The organism is Burkholderia sp. WTPI3 (assembly GCF_021483755.1).
In the GTDB taxonomy this organism is placed as follows: domain Bacteria; phylum Pseudomonadota; class Gammaproteobacteria; order Burkholderiales; family Burkholderiaceae; genus Burkholderia.
The window spans coordinates 43,023-58,900 of the sequence record NZ_JAGIXF010000003.1 but is presented as its reverse complement, the minus strand read 5'-3'; the positions used below and the strand labels follow the sequence as shown (position 1 = coordinate 58,900).

The window sequence follows — 15,878 nt, the reverse complement described above, 5'->3', positions numbered from 1 at the left end:
GGCAACGCAGTCGATAGTCCCACGAACGGATTTTTTTGCGCAATAAGGAAATGATGCGAGGTTGTGTGTGTAACGTCACCGAACCTGAATCCGGAATCGCGCGATGCGCATGAGCTGCGTCGTGCTGCGCCGCGAAACGGCCTCACTTGACGACGCCCGCGCTTGCGCCGACAATCGCCGCACCTTCCTGGCGCGGGCACTCGATCCAGCCGGCACGTGCGTCTCCTCGACGCTGCGCCGGCTTCAGGTCTTCCAGTCCCGATCTCCGCGCCGCCGTGCTCACGCATGCATATCCACCGGCCCGGCCGGAAACGCTGTCGCAAGTATCGTCCCCCAACGTCGGTTCAGCACCGCGCGCTCACACGTGCGCGTGCACATTCACTTCGGAGTCCATTATGATCGTTCGCCTTTCCAAGGCCGCCATGGTGCTCGCCATGGCTTTCTTCGCATCGCTCGTCGCGTTCGGCAACATGACCGATTACGCGACGAATTTCGCGTTCGTGCACCACGTCTTTCTGATGGACACGACCTTTCCCGGCAACGGCATCATGTATCGCGCCATCGACACGCCCTGGGTCCATCACGCCGGCTATGTCGCGATCATCTCGATGGAAACGCTGACGGCCATCCTGTGCTGGATCGGCGGTATCCGGCTGCTTCGCGCGCGACGCGCGAACGACGCGGTATTCCGCGCCGCCAAATCGTGCGCGATCGCCGGGCTGACGCTCGGCTTCCTCACGTGGCAGGTCGGATTCATGTCGGTCGGCGGCGAATGGTTCGGCATGTGGATGTCGAAGCAATGGAACGGCGTGCCGGACGCGTTTCGCTTCTTCATCACGCTGCTGCTCGTGCTCGTCTATCTGACGATGCACAACGACGGGGTCGACGGGACTGACGCGGCCTGCATCGTGCGTTGAACCATCGATTTCATCGCACCGACAGACGCATCGAACGTCGCGGCGATTGCCGGCGCCACCGCGTTCCGGATATAAATCGAGAATGGACACGAATCGCTGAACTCACGATCCTGTCGGGCGTTTCGCGCATGGCAGGAAACGGCCGCGACCGGCGGACTCGCCGGCCGCGTGCCGAAATCGTGCGATCGTCGCGCTGCTGCTCGCGAGCGGGATCACGTCGGCCGAGATGCGTGCGGTGACGTACGGCGCGCTCGATCTCTAGGCGCGGCCGCCATCGCTCACCGTGCTGCGCCATCGCGCTCGGCCCGAGCGGACGATCGCACTCGCCGCGTTCGCGCGGGCGCCGCTCGCCGCATGGCGATCGATGTCGACCGATGCGCACGCATCGGGACGACTGTTTCCTGCCCCCGCGGTGGTGGCGCAATGAACGACATGTTTCTGCTGCTCGTCGTGCGCGATGCGCTGACTGCGATCGGCTTTCATGCGACGGACATGAGCCCGCGCGTGCTGCGCAATACGTATGCGCGCCGGCAGTTGCTCGATGGCCATCCGCATGCCGCCGTCAGCGCGATGCTCGGCCTGGCCAGCTCGCGAACGGTCACGCGGATTGGTCAGACGCTGGCGCCCGATGCGGCTGCGGATCGCGCCGCACGCGAACGCTGATCGCGCTGGGGCACACGGCGATGCGTCGCAGCGCCTATTCGCCCGTGTTCGACTGGACAAGCCGCAGGATACGGCTGTCGTACGGCGGCTGCATGACTTCGGCGATGCGGATTACGGATGCGTCCGGGTGCAGCGGATTCAGCAGGAAATTGTGCGCATGCGGCACGACGACGCTCGGTACGCGCAGCAGTGCACTCGGCTGCGTGTGCAGCCATTCGGTGCCGGCGCTGCGAGTCCAGTCGAAGTTGGTTCGCCAGTCGGCCGGCGCATCGCCTTCCACGATCTCGGCGACGTCCACCGATTCGGGCGCCTCGATGCGAAGCAGCTGGTAACCGCTCGGCAATTGCGCAACGGTGGTGATTTCGAAGTGCACGAGCGTCTCGAGCAGCGCGAGCGCCGGGTGCTCGGCAAGATAGACGACGGGCTGCCCGGCAAAATGCCAGCGCCCGCCGGCACGCAATCCGCCGATGCCTTTGAGGTCCGCGTAATTGCTGATCCGCCACAACGTCGTCAAGCGAAGTACCCCTCGTCAACCTGCGTGAGGACCTCTTCGACGAGTCGCGCGCCATGCTCGGTACTCGACATGTCGAGCGACGTGCGGCCGCCGAAGCGCTGGAGCCCGGTGCGCAGCCACGCCATCGCCTTGTCCTGGTCGCCGAACGTGGCCGTCGCCTGCGCGACGATGCGCGCAAGACGGATCGCCTTGTCGGACTCTTCCGGCGACAGGCGCTCGTGCGCCTGACGACGATGACTCAGCGTGCGTCGCGGGATGATGAACGCGAGTTCGTCCGACTTCAGGCCATGCTCCGACAGCCGGTCGATCACCGCGACGTCGACCCGAGAGCTCGCCAGCTCGGCAAGATCGGCGCCCGAGCGGACGCGAATCGCGAGCAACTGCTCGAGTATCGTGAATTCGGCCTGACGCGGATGCGCGACGCCCGAAGGATGGAACGCAATAGTGCTCATAACCCCTCTCCGGCAATTTGCCCAATCATTATAGGCGTTTTGCCGAAAAGGACGAGGATGTGTCCGGTGCCGGAGGACAGCAGCATCGGTGGGCCGTTGCCTGCCGGTGCTGGCAGGTCGTTCCCCGTCATGTTTCGTCGGGGTTGTGCGAATCGGAGATTCGCCCAAGAGGGCGATTCCTGAAATTCAGTATATAAAGTCGATGCCAACGTCACGCCGTTGTCACGTAACAAATTTTCTAACGGATAAACGCTTCTCTCAGTCCCCCGGCCCACCGTCGTCAACCCGGCCACGCCGACGATCGAATCACGCTGCAGAAGTTGCCCGCGTGGAAATGCGGATCCTTGTCGGCCAGCACGTCAGCCTTCACATTACCGAACGTCGTATCGGGCTTATGACGGATGCCGTCGTAGAACGCCTGGATGATGTCTTCCTTGAAGCGCGGCGTCCGCGGATGCGCACGGACGACCGCGTCGCGCTCGACGTCGCTGTACTCCGCATGGGTCAGCCCCAGTACGTCCATCTCCACCCCGGCGGTCACGAGCGCGACGACCGGATGCATGTGCTGCGGAATGCCCGGTGTGGTGTGCAGCGCGATCGAGGTCCATACGACGTCGATGTCCTGCTGCGAAATACCCCTGCTCGCCAGGAACTCGCGCGCGGCGTTGGCGCCGTCCACTTCGAATCGCTCGCATGCGCTGCTGTGCCGATGCGTGAGCCCCATGTCGTGAAACATGCAGCCGCAATAGAGCAGTTCCGGATCGAACTCGAGTCCGCGGCGCCGGCCAGCCAGTGCACCGAAGTAATAGACACGGCTGGAGTGATGAAACAGCAATTCGGACTCGGTATCCCGGACGAGCTCGGTGATCTCGCGAGCCAGTTGGCTATCGGGAATGGCGATGCCGGCAACGTGCATAGTCATGATCGACCTCCATTGAAGACAGCATCGAGTTTCCGGAGTCCGACATGCGGCATCAATCGACGTAGTACGCCAAATTCTGCCATTTCGCTCGCACGACGGCCATGAGTGCCGAAACCGTGAAAACGCACCCGCGACACACGCGGACGACAGCGCATCGCGTCGTGCCGCGCGTCTATACTGCTACGCGTCACGTTCGACACATCGATACAACCCGCAACCGATCATGCCGAAGGTCGTTGGTATTCTCGCGGTACCGGGCGTACAACTGCTCGACGTCGCCGCTCCACTCGACGTATTCGCACAGGCAAACGCCGAATGCGGCAAGCCGTTCTATACGACACGGATCATCGCGACCGGGTCCGGTCCGATCCGCTGCTCGTCGGGCGCGCAATTGCTGGCCGACTGGACCGCGCCGGACATCCCCGATCGCATCGACACGCTGCTCGTCGCCGGTGCGCCCGGCGCGCCCCGCATCGTACTGCGGACCGACGTTCTCGCATGGCTCAGATCAGCCGCCGTGCAAAGCAAGCGCTACGGGTCGATCTGCACGGGCGCATTCATCCTCGCAGCGACCGGGCTGCTGAAAGGACGACGCCTGACGACACATTGGGCCGCCGCCGACGCGCTCGCCGACGCCTATCCGTCGCTCACTGTCGAAGCAGACGCGCTGTACGTGCGGGACGGCAAGCTGCGTACCGGTGCCGGCGTCACGGCCGGCCTCGATCTCGCGCTCGCGCTGGTCGAAGAGGATCTCGGCCGGGAAATCGCGCGGCGCGTCGCCGCGCAACTGGTCATGTTCTTCAAGCGCCCAGGCGGGCAACTCCAGTTCAGCCGTAGCGGCGAGGCGCGCCCGGCCGGGCGCTCGGTCCTGCAGGAAGTCCAGCGCTGGATCTCCGGTCATCCGGAACTCGAACACTCGGTGGCCGAGCTCGCGAAGCATGCGGGGATGAGCCCGCGCCACTTTGCGCGACTCTTTCGCGCGGAGGTCGGGATGACGCCCGCCGCCTGGGTCGAAACGACTCGCATCTCGGCGGCTCGCCAGTTGCTCGAAAACGGACATGACACGCCGAAGCAGGTCGCCGCGAAATGCGGCTTCGCGAACGTCGATACGCTCCGAAGAGCGTTCGTCCGGCATGTCGGGATCACGCCGGCCGAATACCGGAAACGGCAGCCGGTCGTTGAAGCGTGATCCGGCGTGGGGCGGCGAGACGGTATGACCGTTCCGCTTCATGCGTGAAGGTAGGCAATGCGATTGTGTCGGGACATTTCCGCTCCCTATTGCAATTCTTCGTTATCCGATTCAATTTAACGTCGTGTCGACCCTACTCGGCATGCGATCACGATACGCCCCTGCCCCGAATCGCACCGGCAGATCGCCAACGCGCAATCCGGGCGCTTCGCCACCGGGCACGAGAAGTGAATTAAGTCGCGCCTCGGCAATCGCGCATGCAAGCATGCACCCCTCGCAAGATCCCGATTGCCCTTCACCCCCTTTAATCATCAGACGAAATCCCGCGCGCCATTCCAATCGTTTACCCAGTTGCAATAATCATTCGCTGGAACGCCTATTTCCGACCGGCAACGCGATCGCTACGATGCAATCAACCGCTGAACGCAACGAGCGAAGCGCGAAATCTACTAAACCGGAGGTCACCATGAAGTCGTTCATCTACGCAGTCGCCGCTGCCACCGCCCTCACCGCATCCTTTGGCGCGTTCGCCCAATCGAATCCGTCGGGCGAGCTCACGCGAGCCCAGGTTCGTGCGGAACTGGTTCAGCTCGAACAGGCCGGGTACAAGCCGGAAGTTTCCGACGCTCACTACCCGAATGCACTGCACACCGCGCAAGCACGCGTGACGAACAACGACGCAACCGGTTACGGTGCACAGGCTGCGGCCAGCGTGCGTGCCGGCCGCGCGATCGCGGTCAAGCAGGACGCTCGCGACTCGATCTATTTCGGTCAGTAAGTCCCACGCACGCGGCGCGTATCCCGTCACGCCCGCTGCCTACGAAACACCCCGCTCCCGTTCATCGGGGCGGGGTGTTTCGCTTTCGGTGCATGAAACCGCCGCGCCACGACCGGCGATCGACGCGCCACACCGTTCACGCAGACCGCGGGCGTTTGCGCATAGAATGGCCGCGTGGTCGGCGCCGGCCAAAGCGAACGCGAGCGACGCCTCGAATCACCGGGCATACCGCACTCACTGGCCGACCCGATGCCGCACTCATCGCATTTTTCGAAAAGGAGCGGTTTCATGTCTCAAACATCCGGTTCCATGATCAAGTTTCGCCGCCCGGACGGCCAGGAACTGCAGGGCTACCTCGCCACGCCGGAAAAGACCGAAGGCGCGCCCGCGGTCGTCGTCATCCAGGAATGGTGGGGATTGAACGACCAGATCCGCGGCGTCGCTGACCGGCTCGCGCGCTGCGGCTACTTCGCGCTCGTGCCCGACCTGTATCGCGGCAAGTCGACAGTCGAGGAGGAGGAAGCGCACCATCTGATGACCGGGCTCGATTTCGGCGACGCCGCGTCGCAGGACATCCCCGGCGCGGTGCAATACCTGAAGACGCGCGCGTCGCGCGTTGCCGTCACAGGCTTCTGCATGGGCGGCGCACTGACGCTGCTGTCGCTGCAGTTCGCCGACGCGGACGCCGGCGTCACGTGGTATGGCTTCCCCCCGCTCGATTACCTCGATCCGTCGAAGATCAAGGTGCCGCTGATGGGCCACTGGGGCACGCAGGATGCGTTCTTCTCGATCGATCAGGTCGATGCGCTGGAGAAGAAGCTGACCGATGCCAAGGTCGACGTCGAGTTCCACCGCTATCTCGCGCATCACGCGTTCGCGAACGAAACAGCCGTCGGGCCCGGCCGCATCGGCGGCACGCAGTTCGATCCGGTGTGGTCGCAGTTCGCATGGGATCGCACGCTCACGTTCTTCGGGCGCACGCTCTGGGGCTCGCAGCGCTGATGCGGTGCTCTTCGCTGCACACGACTTCCATGCAGCGGGGCACATAAAGCAAGACGCCACGGATTTACGTCCGTGGCGTTGTCGTTTACCGGAAAGGATTCGTCACGCGAGCGTGGGCGGCGCTGCCTGGCTCACGTCGACACGCTTCGGCAAAATCCCCGCCTGGTAGAACACGTCCGCGATGCGCTGCTGGTACGCAAGCGTGTCGCGCGTCACGGGTTCGACGCCGAAGCGCGCACGGCTGAATGCGAGCGCGACCGCCGGCTCAGGAATGCCCCATAGTTTCGAGAACTCGGCCGCGCCCTGCGCGCGATTCGCGTCGAGCCATCGCTGGACGGCCGTCAGCTCGGACACGGCCACGCCAAGCACGTCGGCATTGCGCTGCGCATACGTGCGCGACGCGAAGTAGTAGCTGCGGTTCTCGACGAGCCCCGAGCCGTCCGCGACGATGCGCGCACCCAGCGTCTGCTGGACAACCGCGAGAAATGGATCCCAGATGATCCACGCATCGACCGAGCGGCTTTCGAACGCGGCACGCGCGTCGGACGGCGACAGCCAGACCGGCGTGACATCCGCATACCGAAGCTTCGCCGCCTGCAGCAACCTGACCAGCAGGAAGTGCGTGTTCGATCCCTTCACGAGCGCGATGCGTTTGCCGCGCAGATCCGCGAACGTCTTCACTGGCGAGTCCTTGGCAACGACCACGGCCTCGGTCGTGGGGCCCGCCGGCGTCTGCGCATAATAGACGAGCGGTGCGCCCGCCGCGAGCGCGAAGATCGGCGGCGCCTCGCCGACATCGCCGAAGTCGATCGACCCCGCGTTCAGCGCTTCGAGTTGCGGCGGCCCCGACGGGAATTCGGTCCACGTGACGTTGACGCCCAGCGGAGCGAGCTTGCCCTGCAGCGAGCCCCTCGCCTTCAACAGGCTCAGCGGCCCCTTCTGGTAGCCGATGCGCAACGTGCGCGTGCCGGCCGCATCGGCGAACGCGAAGCGCGGCTGGGCGACAGCGCCCGCGGCGATCGCCAGGCCGGCCTGGATGAGCCGGCGGCGGGATCTGGAAAGTCGGTCTACCATGGTGTCCTGTGTTCGATCGGAAGGAAGCGGAAGAACGCGTTGCGCGCTTGCGGTTCGCGACATCTCGCGACATCGATACCGGCGTGTCGAACCGCTCGCGCGAGTCGAATCGATTCTAGGGGGTCAACGCCTTGTACCGAACCAACGATGTCCGATATCGAAAGCAGGGGTTTTCATAAAGGCGTGCAGCTGACGACGCGGCCGATCGGCGCGATCGCATCACACCTTCCGCATTTATCAATTCGTTGTGCGAATCATCTGGATCGAACGAAAATCGATTCATGCGCGACAACACGATGAGCCGCGTCATCAGGCGCGGCATGCGTCGTTACCGTTCGCTCAGGACTCGCTGGGCACGCACAACGCGGCCTCGTCGGCGGACAGCATTTCGGGCACGCATTCGCGCAGGAAATCGACGAAGGTACGAATCTTCGCGTCGAGGTACTGGCGCGACGCATACAGCGTATAGACCGTCAGCTTCTGCAGCCGGTACTCGGGCAACACGCGCACGAGCGCGCCGCTTGCCAGCGCCGGAACCGCGCTCGACATCGGCAGCGAGCCGATCCCGAGGCCGGCGCGCAGCGCACCGCCGAGCGCATCGGCGATGTTGACCTGAAAGTCCGGCGGCGGCAGTTCGAACGTCTCGCGACCGTTGGGGCCGTCGAGATGCCAGCGGTCGCGCGGAAACACGGGCGTGACGATCTGCAGGCAGGCATGCGCTTCGAGATCGCGCACGGTACGCGGCGTGCCGCGTTCCTTCAGATAGGCGGGCGACGCGCACAATACGCTGTGCACATCGCCGAGCCGCTGCGATACCAGTCCCGAATCGGGCAACTCCGTCGAGCTCAGTTGCAACGACACGTCGTAGCCTTCGTCGATGATGTCGGGCACGTGCTGCGACAGCGTGAGCTCGACCGCCACGGACGGATAGCGCTGCCGATATCGCACGACCGCGGGCACAAGATATGCTTGGCCGAAACTCGTCGTCGCGTGAACATGGAGCCGCCCCGACGGCTTCGCCTGCGCGTCGGCCGCCTCGGCTTCCGCTTCGTCGATATAGCCGAGGATGCGTTGGCAACGGTCGAGGTAGCGCTGTCCGGCATCGGTCAACGCGATGCGGCGCGTGCTCCGGTTGAGCAGACGCGTGCGCAGATGAGTTTCGAGTTGGGCGACCGAACGCGATGCGTAAGCGGTAGTGATGTCCAGACGCTGGGCCGCGCTCGTAAAGCTGCCCTCCTCCGCCACCCGGACGAAAATGCGCATCATCTGTAACGTGTCCATCGACATGTCCCCGGGATTGAAATCGCTTCGCAGCGGCGCCCGCCCCGGCACGGGCCGGTCTGGCGCGAATTGTGCGGAACAGTACCGCAGCGATGCAGGCGTGTCCAGTTTGCCGTGTACAGGGAAGGCGGACGATCGTTCACGCGACGGCGCACGCCCGAGAGGCGACCGCATCGGGTCGGTGCGGGCCGCCTGGCGACGGCCTGCCGGGCCCGCATTGCGCGGGCCGCGTCGTGCTTGCTCGTGCTTACGCCGGGTCGAAAGGATTGCTCAGGACGATCGTGTCGTCACGCTCGGCGCCGGTCGTGATCATCGATACGGGCGCGCCCGCGACCGCCTCGACGCGTGCGATGAAATCCTGCGCGGCACGCGGCAACGCCGTACGTTCGCGCACGCCTTTCACGGTGCCGCGCCAGCCGTCGAACCGTTCGTAGACCGGTTTCGCGCGAGACTGCGCATCGAGGCTGGCGGGCAGGTGGTCGACGCGTGCGCCGTCGAGTTCATAGCCGACGCACAGTTCGATCGCGTCGAAGCCGTCGAGCACGTCGAGCTTGGTGAGCGCGAGAGAATCGATCCCGGAGATCCGGACGGCCTGACGCAACTGCGCGGCGTCGAGCCATCCGCAGCGGCGCGGCCGGCCGGTGTTGACGCCGAATTCCTGGCCACGCGCGCGCAGCGTTTCGCCGGTTGCGTCGGTCAGCTCGGTCAGGAACGGGCCGCCGCCGACACGCGTCGCATACGCCTTGGTCACGCCCAGCACGTGGCCGAGTCTGGACGCGCCAAGGCCCGTGCCGGCTGCTGCTGCCGATGCAACGGTGCCGGACGACGTCACGAACGGATACGTGCCCCAGTCGATGTCCAGCATCACGGCCTGCGAGCCTTCGAACAGGATGCGCTCGCCTCGGTCGGTGGCGTCGTTGAGGTCGGCCCACACGGGACGCACGAATGGCAGGACCTTCGGCGCGATGTCGACGAGGGTCGCGAGCAGGGCGTCGCGCGAGTACAACTCAAGCCCCAGCCCGCGAAACCATGCGTTGTGGTGATCGACCAGCACGTCGAGCTTCTCGGCGAGCCGGCTCGGTTCCGCCAGATCGCCGACGCGCAGCCCGCGGCGCCCGACCTTGTCCTCGTAGGCCGGCCCGATCCCGCGCAGCGTGGTGCCGATCGGCTCGCGACGTTGACGCTCCTGCGCGTGGTCGATCGCACGGTGGATCGGCAGCACCAGCGTCGCGTTTTCGGCGATCGACAGATTGTCCGGCGTGACCGACAACCCGAGCTCGGCCATCCGCGCGATTTCCGCGAGCAGCGCCTCCGGATCGAGCGCCACCCCGTTGCCGATCACACCGCGCTTGCCGCGCACGATGCCGCTCGGCAGCAGCGCAAGCTTGTACGTCTTTCCGCCGACGACCAGCGTATGACCCGCGTTGTGGCCGCCGTTGTAGCGCGCGACCAGATCGGCCTGCGCCGCCAGCCAGTCCACGACGCGCCCCTTGCCTTCGTCACCCCATTGGGCGCCCACTACGACCACGTTCGGCATGTTCCATACTCCATGTGAGAAATCCAGACACGTATTCAGGCCGCATCGGCCGTTTGTGTGGGATATTGGCGAAGCTGGATCGCATGATCAAACGATTAAATCTGAGCATTCGCGTGAGTAAATTTCACGCGAAATGAGAAAATGGCCCGACGACTCCCTCCGTTGAATTCGCTGCGCGCGTTCGAAGCCGCGGCCCGGCTCGGCAGCTTCACGCATGCCGCCGACGAGTTGTGCGTGACACACGGCGCGATCAGCCGGCACGTACAGCAGCTCGAGACATGGCTCGGCCGGCCGCTCTTCGAACGGCATAACCGGCGCGTCGAGCTGACGGATGCCGGCCGTGCGTATCTCGCCGAGGTCGGCGCATCGTTCGACCGGATCGCGCTCGCCACCGCACAGCATTTCGGCCGCGCGCAGCAGCGCGTGCTTCGCGTGAGCGCGCCCGCGACGTTTTCGCTGCGCTGGCTCGTGCCGAAACTGTCGTCGTTCCAGGTCGCCCATCCGGCGATCGAGGTGCGGCTGTCGACATCGAACGAGCCGATCGAGAAGTTGCGCGACAAGGTCGACCTGATCGTCCGTGGCGGTCCGCAGACGATCGACGGCTACGTCGCCGACGAATTCCTGTCCGAAGTCCGGTTGCCTGTGTGTGCGCCGAAGCTGCTCGAGGGGCGACCGTTGCGCACGCCGGCCGATCTCGCCGGCTTCACGCTGCTGCATGCGGCGACTTATCCGGGCATGTGGCCCGAATGGCTCGCGGCGGCCGGTTACGCGAATCTCGTGCCGCGGCACTCGCTGACGCTCGAGCACTTCTACCTGACGTTGCAAGGTGCGCTCGACGGACTCGGCGTCGCCATGGGGCCGATCGCGCTAGTCGCGGACGACATTGCCGAAGGCAGACTCGTGCAGCCGTTCAGCGAACCGGCATTGCCGCCGTGGCGGTATTTCACTTATGTGGCGGCCGCACGTGCGGAGGACGAAGCCGTGCGCGCGTTCAAGGATTGGCTGAAGGTGACGGGCAGCACGGCGGCGGGCGTGCAGCGCTGAATCGGACGGCCGGCGTTCTTATCCGGAGGGTCCCGCTTTGACAAAGCGTCCGATTTGCGTCGGCGAGCGGGACAGATGGTGAAGATCCTGCCGACACAGCTTCCGCTCACGCCCTGAAAACATAGGATCCCGAATCAATCGATGCGGACTTTCAGTCTGCATTTTTCACGAACACGAGCGCGTTTTCGTGGCACACGCGCCAGACCGCGGATCGAGCCGAGGCCTGGCGTGCGGGTGACGCTTACTGGCTTGCGCCGGCGCCGGCAGCTTTCTTCTGGGCGTTCTGCAGATTCTGCGGATAGTTAGGATCGTTGGCCGCCGGTTTGTAACCGGCGTCTTCGAGTTTCTTCAGTTCGGCGGTGTTCTTCGCGCGCGCTGCCTTGTGTTCGGCTTTGCGTTTTGCCCGGGCTGCCTTGCGCGCCTCACGCTTTGCAGCCTTGGCATCCTGTGCGGCCGGAGCGCTGGCGTCGGTCTGCGCGAACACCGGAGCTGCCGAGCCGAAGAGGAAAGCTGCTGCCGTAGCAGCCAGCGTGAGTTTTCTGATCTGGATTCGCATCGCTGAACTCTCTTTTCTGATTGATCACGGATTGAAAGCACGTCGAGATACCGCCCCCTGCCCCCGACTGGCCATCAGGTCACGATCAGGGCCTTTGCATCATAACCGTGTTGTGAAAAAAGTGGCGCCGTCGTAACCGCAGTTCCCGGGTAGACGTATATGGGAAACATCGCATTGCAGTTGTTCGCCATGCGTCCCGCGATCAGCGGCTGACAAAGGTAGCAACGGTGCATCGTTTGACACTATGCGCGCGGTGCCCTTGATCCAAGGTAACCGATCGACGAACCGGATCGCTCCGTCAATACTGCACCGGTTGTCGATAGGGGCGCGCTCCGTTTCTGTGCACGGTGCATTCGCACGTCCTCGCTGTTTCAACGATGGCGTTCGCTACTCGTACGACGGAGTCGTCGCTTCGCAAGCGGGCTCGCCACAGGAAGGGCTTGCGCGCGAACCGACGTCCCGTTCAATGTCGCGCGAGTGTCGCGCTCTCCCATAAATGACCACGAATCACTCTGTGCCGAATTCCTGCTTATTCCTTGTACGGCGATATCGTTCGACGCGAACGATCGGGTAACCGCTCGATGCGCGCATGGCTACCTGTTCGCAGCCCTTCCTCGCGGCTCGTCGGGTCCGACGTGCCTGTGGTGATGAGACATCCCGGCATAGGGTCACCACATTTGATCAACGCTCGCTACTCATACACACGCATGAGCGCCGTGCAAGCGTTCCCGGATTCGGACGCTGCGATTTCATGCGCTGCCCACGTCGCAACGAGTCTTATGCCTGTGTGTGACGCCACCGACATGCGCTCGATCGTCCGGATTCTTCACAGCTTTTCCGTTGGGCCCATGGTGTCCCGCGCGGACTATTCATGCAGACAGTCGAGCCACTTTATCGGTGAGCCTTTACAGGACTCAACGGCTTTTCAGGGTGAGAATGTTCGGGATTCAGGCATCGATCGGATTACGGTGAGCTTCGTCGGCGGCTGGAACCTCACGTTCAGGACGACGCGCGAATCGCGATGGACGACCACAGGCGAGAGGTCTGGTTTTCCGCCAAGCGGTGGACGGATCCTCATCTGCCGCTCGCGATAGAGCACCGATTTCGGCACAGGTCCAAAGGTAGAAAATCATGAGGCCGGTGAGGGATCGCTCGAACTCGGCAACACTTGTCTGTGAGGGACCCACAGCTCGCGGTCACGGATTCGTCCGTATATATCTGTCGGAAACTTATCCGAGGAACGGCTCGGACAGGCGCCAAAAAAATCGCTTGGCGCCACATTCGAGCGATTTCTGACTGCTGTGATGGCGTCAGCCACATTCAGGTGTCGAGTGCGATGGCACAGGCCCGCAACGATTCCCGTGCGGCGAGCTACCAGCTCCGGCCAATTTTGGGCCCCATAGGTGGGTACCTATATCCGGAAAGCGCCGATTTCCTCCCATAAGTTTCTACGTTTGCGGGTTTGTAAGTAGGCGCTCACACCCGCTGGAAGCCTTGTTGGGCTTGAAACATGGTGAAGTGGCCTGCGTTTCACAGCGTTTGGAGGCTTATTGCTGTGCTCGCAGGCCACGGGCAGATCACTTTGGTAGTGGTTTATGGGGCTTGTGTTTCTGCACAGGCACACGTGTGTTTACATCTTTGGTAAACGACGTTTACTACTTTAACTACCTTTAGACGGCTCACAGCCTTACCTGACAAGGGTTTGACCGGTGTTCGGTACCCATTTATGGGAGCACAGGTGGAAGGGTCTGGGGGTTTAGGTCTGTGGATTTGGGGAATTGGGTACCGTGCTGTGGGAAATCGGGGTTGTGGATATGGGGCGCACGTAGACGGTTATGGGATTTTGTCTCAAAAACGCTTCAGGTAGCCTTCTATGGGGAAATGTTTGGGTAGCCGTTTATGGGCTGCTTTTCCGTGGTGGCCGATGAGCATGACCACAGCGTTTTATGTGGGGTTGCCTGTTATGGGGGCACGCACAGGTAGTCAGATATGGGGCTTGTTTGGCGCTTACCGACTTGGTATCGTGCGCCGCTTCTGTGGGACCATCCCATAAACAGTATCGTTGCCGCTCACAGGTATCCTCCTATGGGGAAATTTGAAGGTATCCACTTATGGGAGAGATTTCGGTCGTCGAGACGGCGATGAAGACAAAAAGCGGAGCCGACGCCTTTTCACAGGTACCCATTCATGGGAAGCCCTAAAGGTAGCTCGTTATGGGAGGGAACGCGGACCCTGTTGCAAGGCACCATGAATCTCCCCTGACAATCCATTTCCACCCGATTGCTTCCCATGAATGGGTACCCTCAGCCCGGCAAATCCCGTGCCGGATCTGGCTGACGTACTCGACAGGTAGCTGGTTTTGGGAGGGTTTTTGGCAGAAAGGTATATGGATATGGGAATTTTCAACGTTCAAAAAATATAATTTTTCCCTTTATCAACAAATGGTTAGGCGTGATAGTGCAAGTAATGCTGGAGAAAGAGGCGTTGCTCGTCAGCCGGAAAAGGTATAAAGTCAGACCCCAACACGGTCACCTTATCCGGACATCACGATGCCGCGCAAGCCCGCAATCAAAGGCTCCGACAAGCAGGTTTCGCTATTTCAGACGCCCGAGCCTCCCGATCTGTTGCGCAAGGCGGTCCAGGCAATTCACATTGCTCCGAAGTCCGGAAAGATCGGTTTGCAGCAGCGCAAGATGTTCAGCTCGCTGATCAAGAACGCGCTTCGCCAGGAAGCGTTCGAGCCGGGGCGGACCAGCTTCTCGATCTCGATCGCTGCGCTGTCGCACGAGAGCGGACTGAACAGCAACAACACGAAGTATGTGAAGGACACGGTCAACTCGCTGATCAGTACCGTCGTCAATTGGGACTATCTGGCTGCGGACCGCTCGACGGTGTGGAAGGCATCAGGCCTGCTCGCCGGTGCCGAGCTCGAGCAATCGGTGCTGAAGTACAGCTTCTCCGACCAGATTCGCAGCGAGCTGCTCAATCCGGAGATCTACGCGCTGATCGACATGCGGATCGCGCGCGAGTTTCGGCGATCGCACTCGCTTGCGCTGTGGGAAAACACAGTGCGCTACGAGGGGATCGGCATCACTGCGAAAATTCCTCTGCCGAAATTTCGCGATCTCATTCTCGGCCAGGACAAGGCGTCCCAATCGTACAAGGAGTACAAGCTCTTCAAGAGCAAGGTCCTGGTGCCGTGCATTCAGGAGGTGAACGAAGTTTCCGACCATACGCTCGAGCTGATCGAACACAAGTCGGGCCGCAGCGTGGAAGCCGTTCAGTTCAAGGTGACGCGCAAGCCGAGCGCGGATACGGTCGAGGAAGGCGACGTCAAAAATGAAGCGCTGGTCGAGGAGGTCGCGAAGTTCGGCATTCCTCGCTCGGAGGCGCGCCGGTTGATCACACAGTACGGCGTGCAGCGCATCAAGGCAGCGATCGCCTATACGCTCAATCGGACTACGAAGAAGAACGCGGCGCCTGTCGACAATGTCGCCGCGTATTTCCGCAAGGCGCTGACTCACGGTTATACGCTGGCCGACGGGCAGGGCACGGAGGCGGCTGCGCCGGCAAAGGAATCCGCGCAGAGCAAGCAGGAACAGATCCGCGACAAATACCTGGCCGCGAAGGTCGACGAAGCCGGTGCGTATTTCCGCGAGCTGGAGATCGACGACCAGACCAAGTTGATAGAACGCTACAACGAGACAGTTGCCGGTTCGAAGGATCTCACGCTGTCGCCGAAGAAGAAGGCCAGCAAGCTGGCGCAGACCAGCTTCTTCCGGTGGCTGGCACTCGACACGTGGGGCGAACCGACCTCGGACGACCTGCTGGAATTCCTGCTGAAAAGCAGTCTCGCGACCAACTGATCAAGGCCTCGCAGCCAGGATGCGCGGTGTGCCGGATATCATCCGGCGGCGCCGCGCAATGCCGGAGCGAGGTCTTTTGCTTG

13 protein-coding genes and 1 pseudogene are annotated in these 15,878 nt (G+C 62.8%); 7 read left to right on the top strand and 7 right to left on the bottom strand.

Going from position 1 to position 15,878, the window contains the following annotated elements; all coding sequences use genetic code 11:
- Positions 1-395 precede the first annotated feature (395 nt).
- Positions 396-917: a DUF2165 family protein gene (locus J7024_RS02625; protein ID WP_124897791.1), complete on the top strand. Its 522-nt coding sequence runs from the start codon at positions 396-398 to the stop codon at positions 915-917.
- A 139-nt stretch (positions 918-1,056) separates the two neighbouring features.
- Positions 1,057-1,580 (top strand): annotated as a pseudogene (locus tag J7024_RS02620) (tyrosine-type recombinase/integrase); the annotation flags it as partial.
- A 34-nt stretch (positions 1,581-1,614) separates the two neighbouring features.
- On the opposite strand, the gene J7024_RS02615 reads toward J7024_RS02620, so the two are convergent.
- The 3 genes from J7024_RS02615 to J7024_RS02605 form a co-directional block, all read right to left on the bottom strand.
- A complete protein-coding gene (locus J7024_RS02615; RefSeq protein WP_124897790.1) occupies positions 1,615-2,094 on the bottom strand; it encodes an RES family NAD+ phosphorylase in 480 nt (159 codons plus the stop codon).
- Positions 2,091-2,546 (bottom strand): type II RES/Xre toxin-antitoxin system antitoxin, encoded by a 456-nt coding sequence (gene parS / locus J7024_RS02610; RefSeq protein ID WP_124897789.1) that lies wholly within the window; start codon positions 2,544-2,546, stop codon positions 2,091-2,093. The genes J7024_RS02615 and parS overlap by 4 nt, the downstream gene beginning before the upstream one ends.
- 280 nt (positions 2,547-2,826) lie before the next feature.
- A complete protein-coding gene (locus J7024_RS02605) occupies positions 2,827-3,468 on the bottom strand; it encodes an HD domain-containing protein (RefSeq protein ID WP_175761635.1) in 642 nt (213 codons plus the stop codon).
- 223 nt (positions 3,469-3,691) lie between these two features.
- On the opposite strand from J7024_RS02605, the gene J7024_RS02600 reads away from it, so the two are divergent.
- The 3 genes from J7024_RS02600 to J7024_RS02590 all read left to right on the top strand — a co-directional run bounded on the left by J7024_RS02600 (position 3,692) and on the right by J7024_RS02590 (position 6,437).
- Positions 3,692-4,657 carry a GlxA family transcriptional regulator gene (locus tag J7024_RS02600; protein ID WP_234744775.1) on the top strand — a complete coding sequence of 322 codons (966 nt, stop codon included), beginning with the start codon at positions 3,692-3,694 and terminating at the stop codon, positions 4,655-4,657.
- A gap of 466 nt (positions 4,658-5,123) precedes the next feature.
- Positions 5,124-5,435, top strand: a complete 312-nt coding sequence (locus J7024_RS02595; RefSeq protein WP_124897786.1) for a DUF4148 domain-containing protein — start codon at positions 5,124-5,126, stop codon at positions 5,433-5,435.
- A gap of 288 nt (positions 5,436-5,723) precedes the next feature.
- Positions 5,724-6,437, top strand: a complete 714-nt coding sequence (locus tag J7024_RS02590) for a dienelactone hydrolase family protein (RefSeq protein ID WP_124897785.1) — start codon at positions 5,724-5,726, stop codon at positions 6,435-6,437.
- A gap of 102 nt (positions 6,438-6,539) precedes the next feature.
- Here the strand turns inward: J7024_RS02590 and J7024_RS02585 are convergent, their stop codons facing one another.
- The 3 genes from J7024_RS02585 to J7024_RS02575 all read right to left on the bottom strand — a co-directional run bounded on the left by J7024_RS02585 (position 6,540) and on the right by J7024_RS02575 (position 10,329).
- On the bottom strand, positions 6,540-7,511 hold the full coding sequence (locus J7024_RS02585) for an aliphatic sulfonate ABC transporter substrate-binding protein (RefSeq protein WP_124897784.1): 972 nt from the start codon (positions 7,509-7,511) through the stop codon (positions 6,540-6,542).
- Between the two features lie 339 nt (positions 7,512-7,850).
- Positions 7,851-8,792: a LysR family transcriptional regulator gene (locus J7024_RS02580; RefSeq protein WP_124897783.1), complete on the bottom strand. Its 942-nt coding sequence runs from the start codon at positions 8,790-8,792 to the stop codon at positions 7,851-7,853.
- Between the two features lie 247 nt (positions 8,793-9,039).
- On the bottom strand, positions 9,040-10,329 hold the full coding sequence (locus J7024_RS02575; protein ID WP_124897782.1) for an adenylosuccinate synthase: 1,290 nt from the start codon (positions 10,327-10,329) through the stop codon (positions 9,040-9,042).
- A 141-nt stretch (positions 10,330-10,470) separates the two neighbouring features.
- On the opposite strand from J7024_RS02575, the gene gcvA reads away from it, so the two are divergent.
- A complete protein-coding gene (gcvA, locus tag J7024_RS02570; RefSeq protein WP_124897781.1) occupies positions 10,471-11,373 on the top strand; it encodes a transcriptional regulator GcvA in 903 nt (300 codons plus the stop codon).
- Positions 11,374-11,614: 241 nt separating this feature from the next.
- Here the strand turns inward: gcvA and J7024_RS02565 are convergent, their stop codons facing one another.
- Entirely contained in the window at positions 11,615-11,929 is a 315-nt protein-coding gene (locus J7024_RS02565) for a DUF4148 domain-containing protein (protein WP_124897780.1), read from the bottom strand.
- Between the two features lie 2,549 nt (positions 11,930-14,478).
- Between J7024_RS02565 and J7024_RS02560 the strand changes: the two genes are divergently transcribed.
- On the top strand, positions 14,479-15,795 hold the full coding sequence (locus J7024_RS02560) for a replication initiation protein (RefSeq protein ID WP_098553041.1): 1,317 nt from the start codon (positions 14,479-14,481) through the stop codon (positions 15,793-15,795).
- The last annotated feature ends 83 nt before the right edge of the window (positions 15,796-15,878 follow it).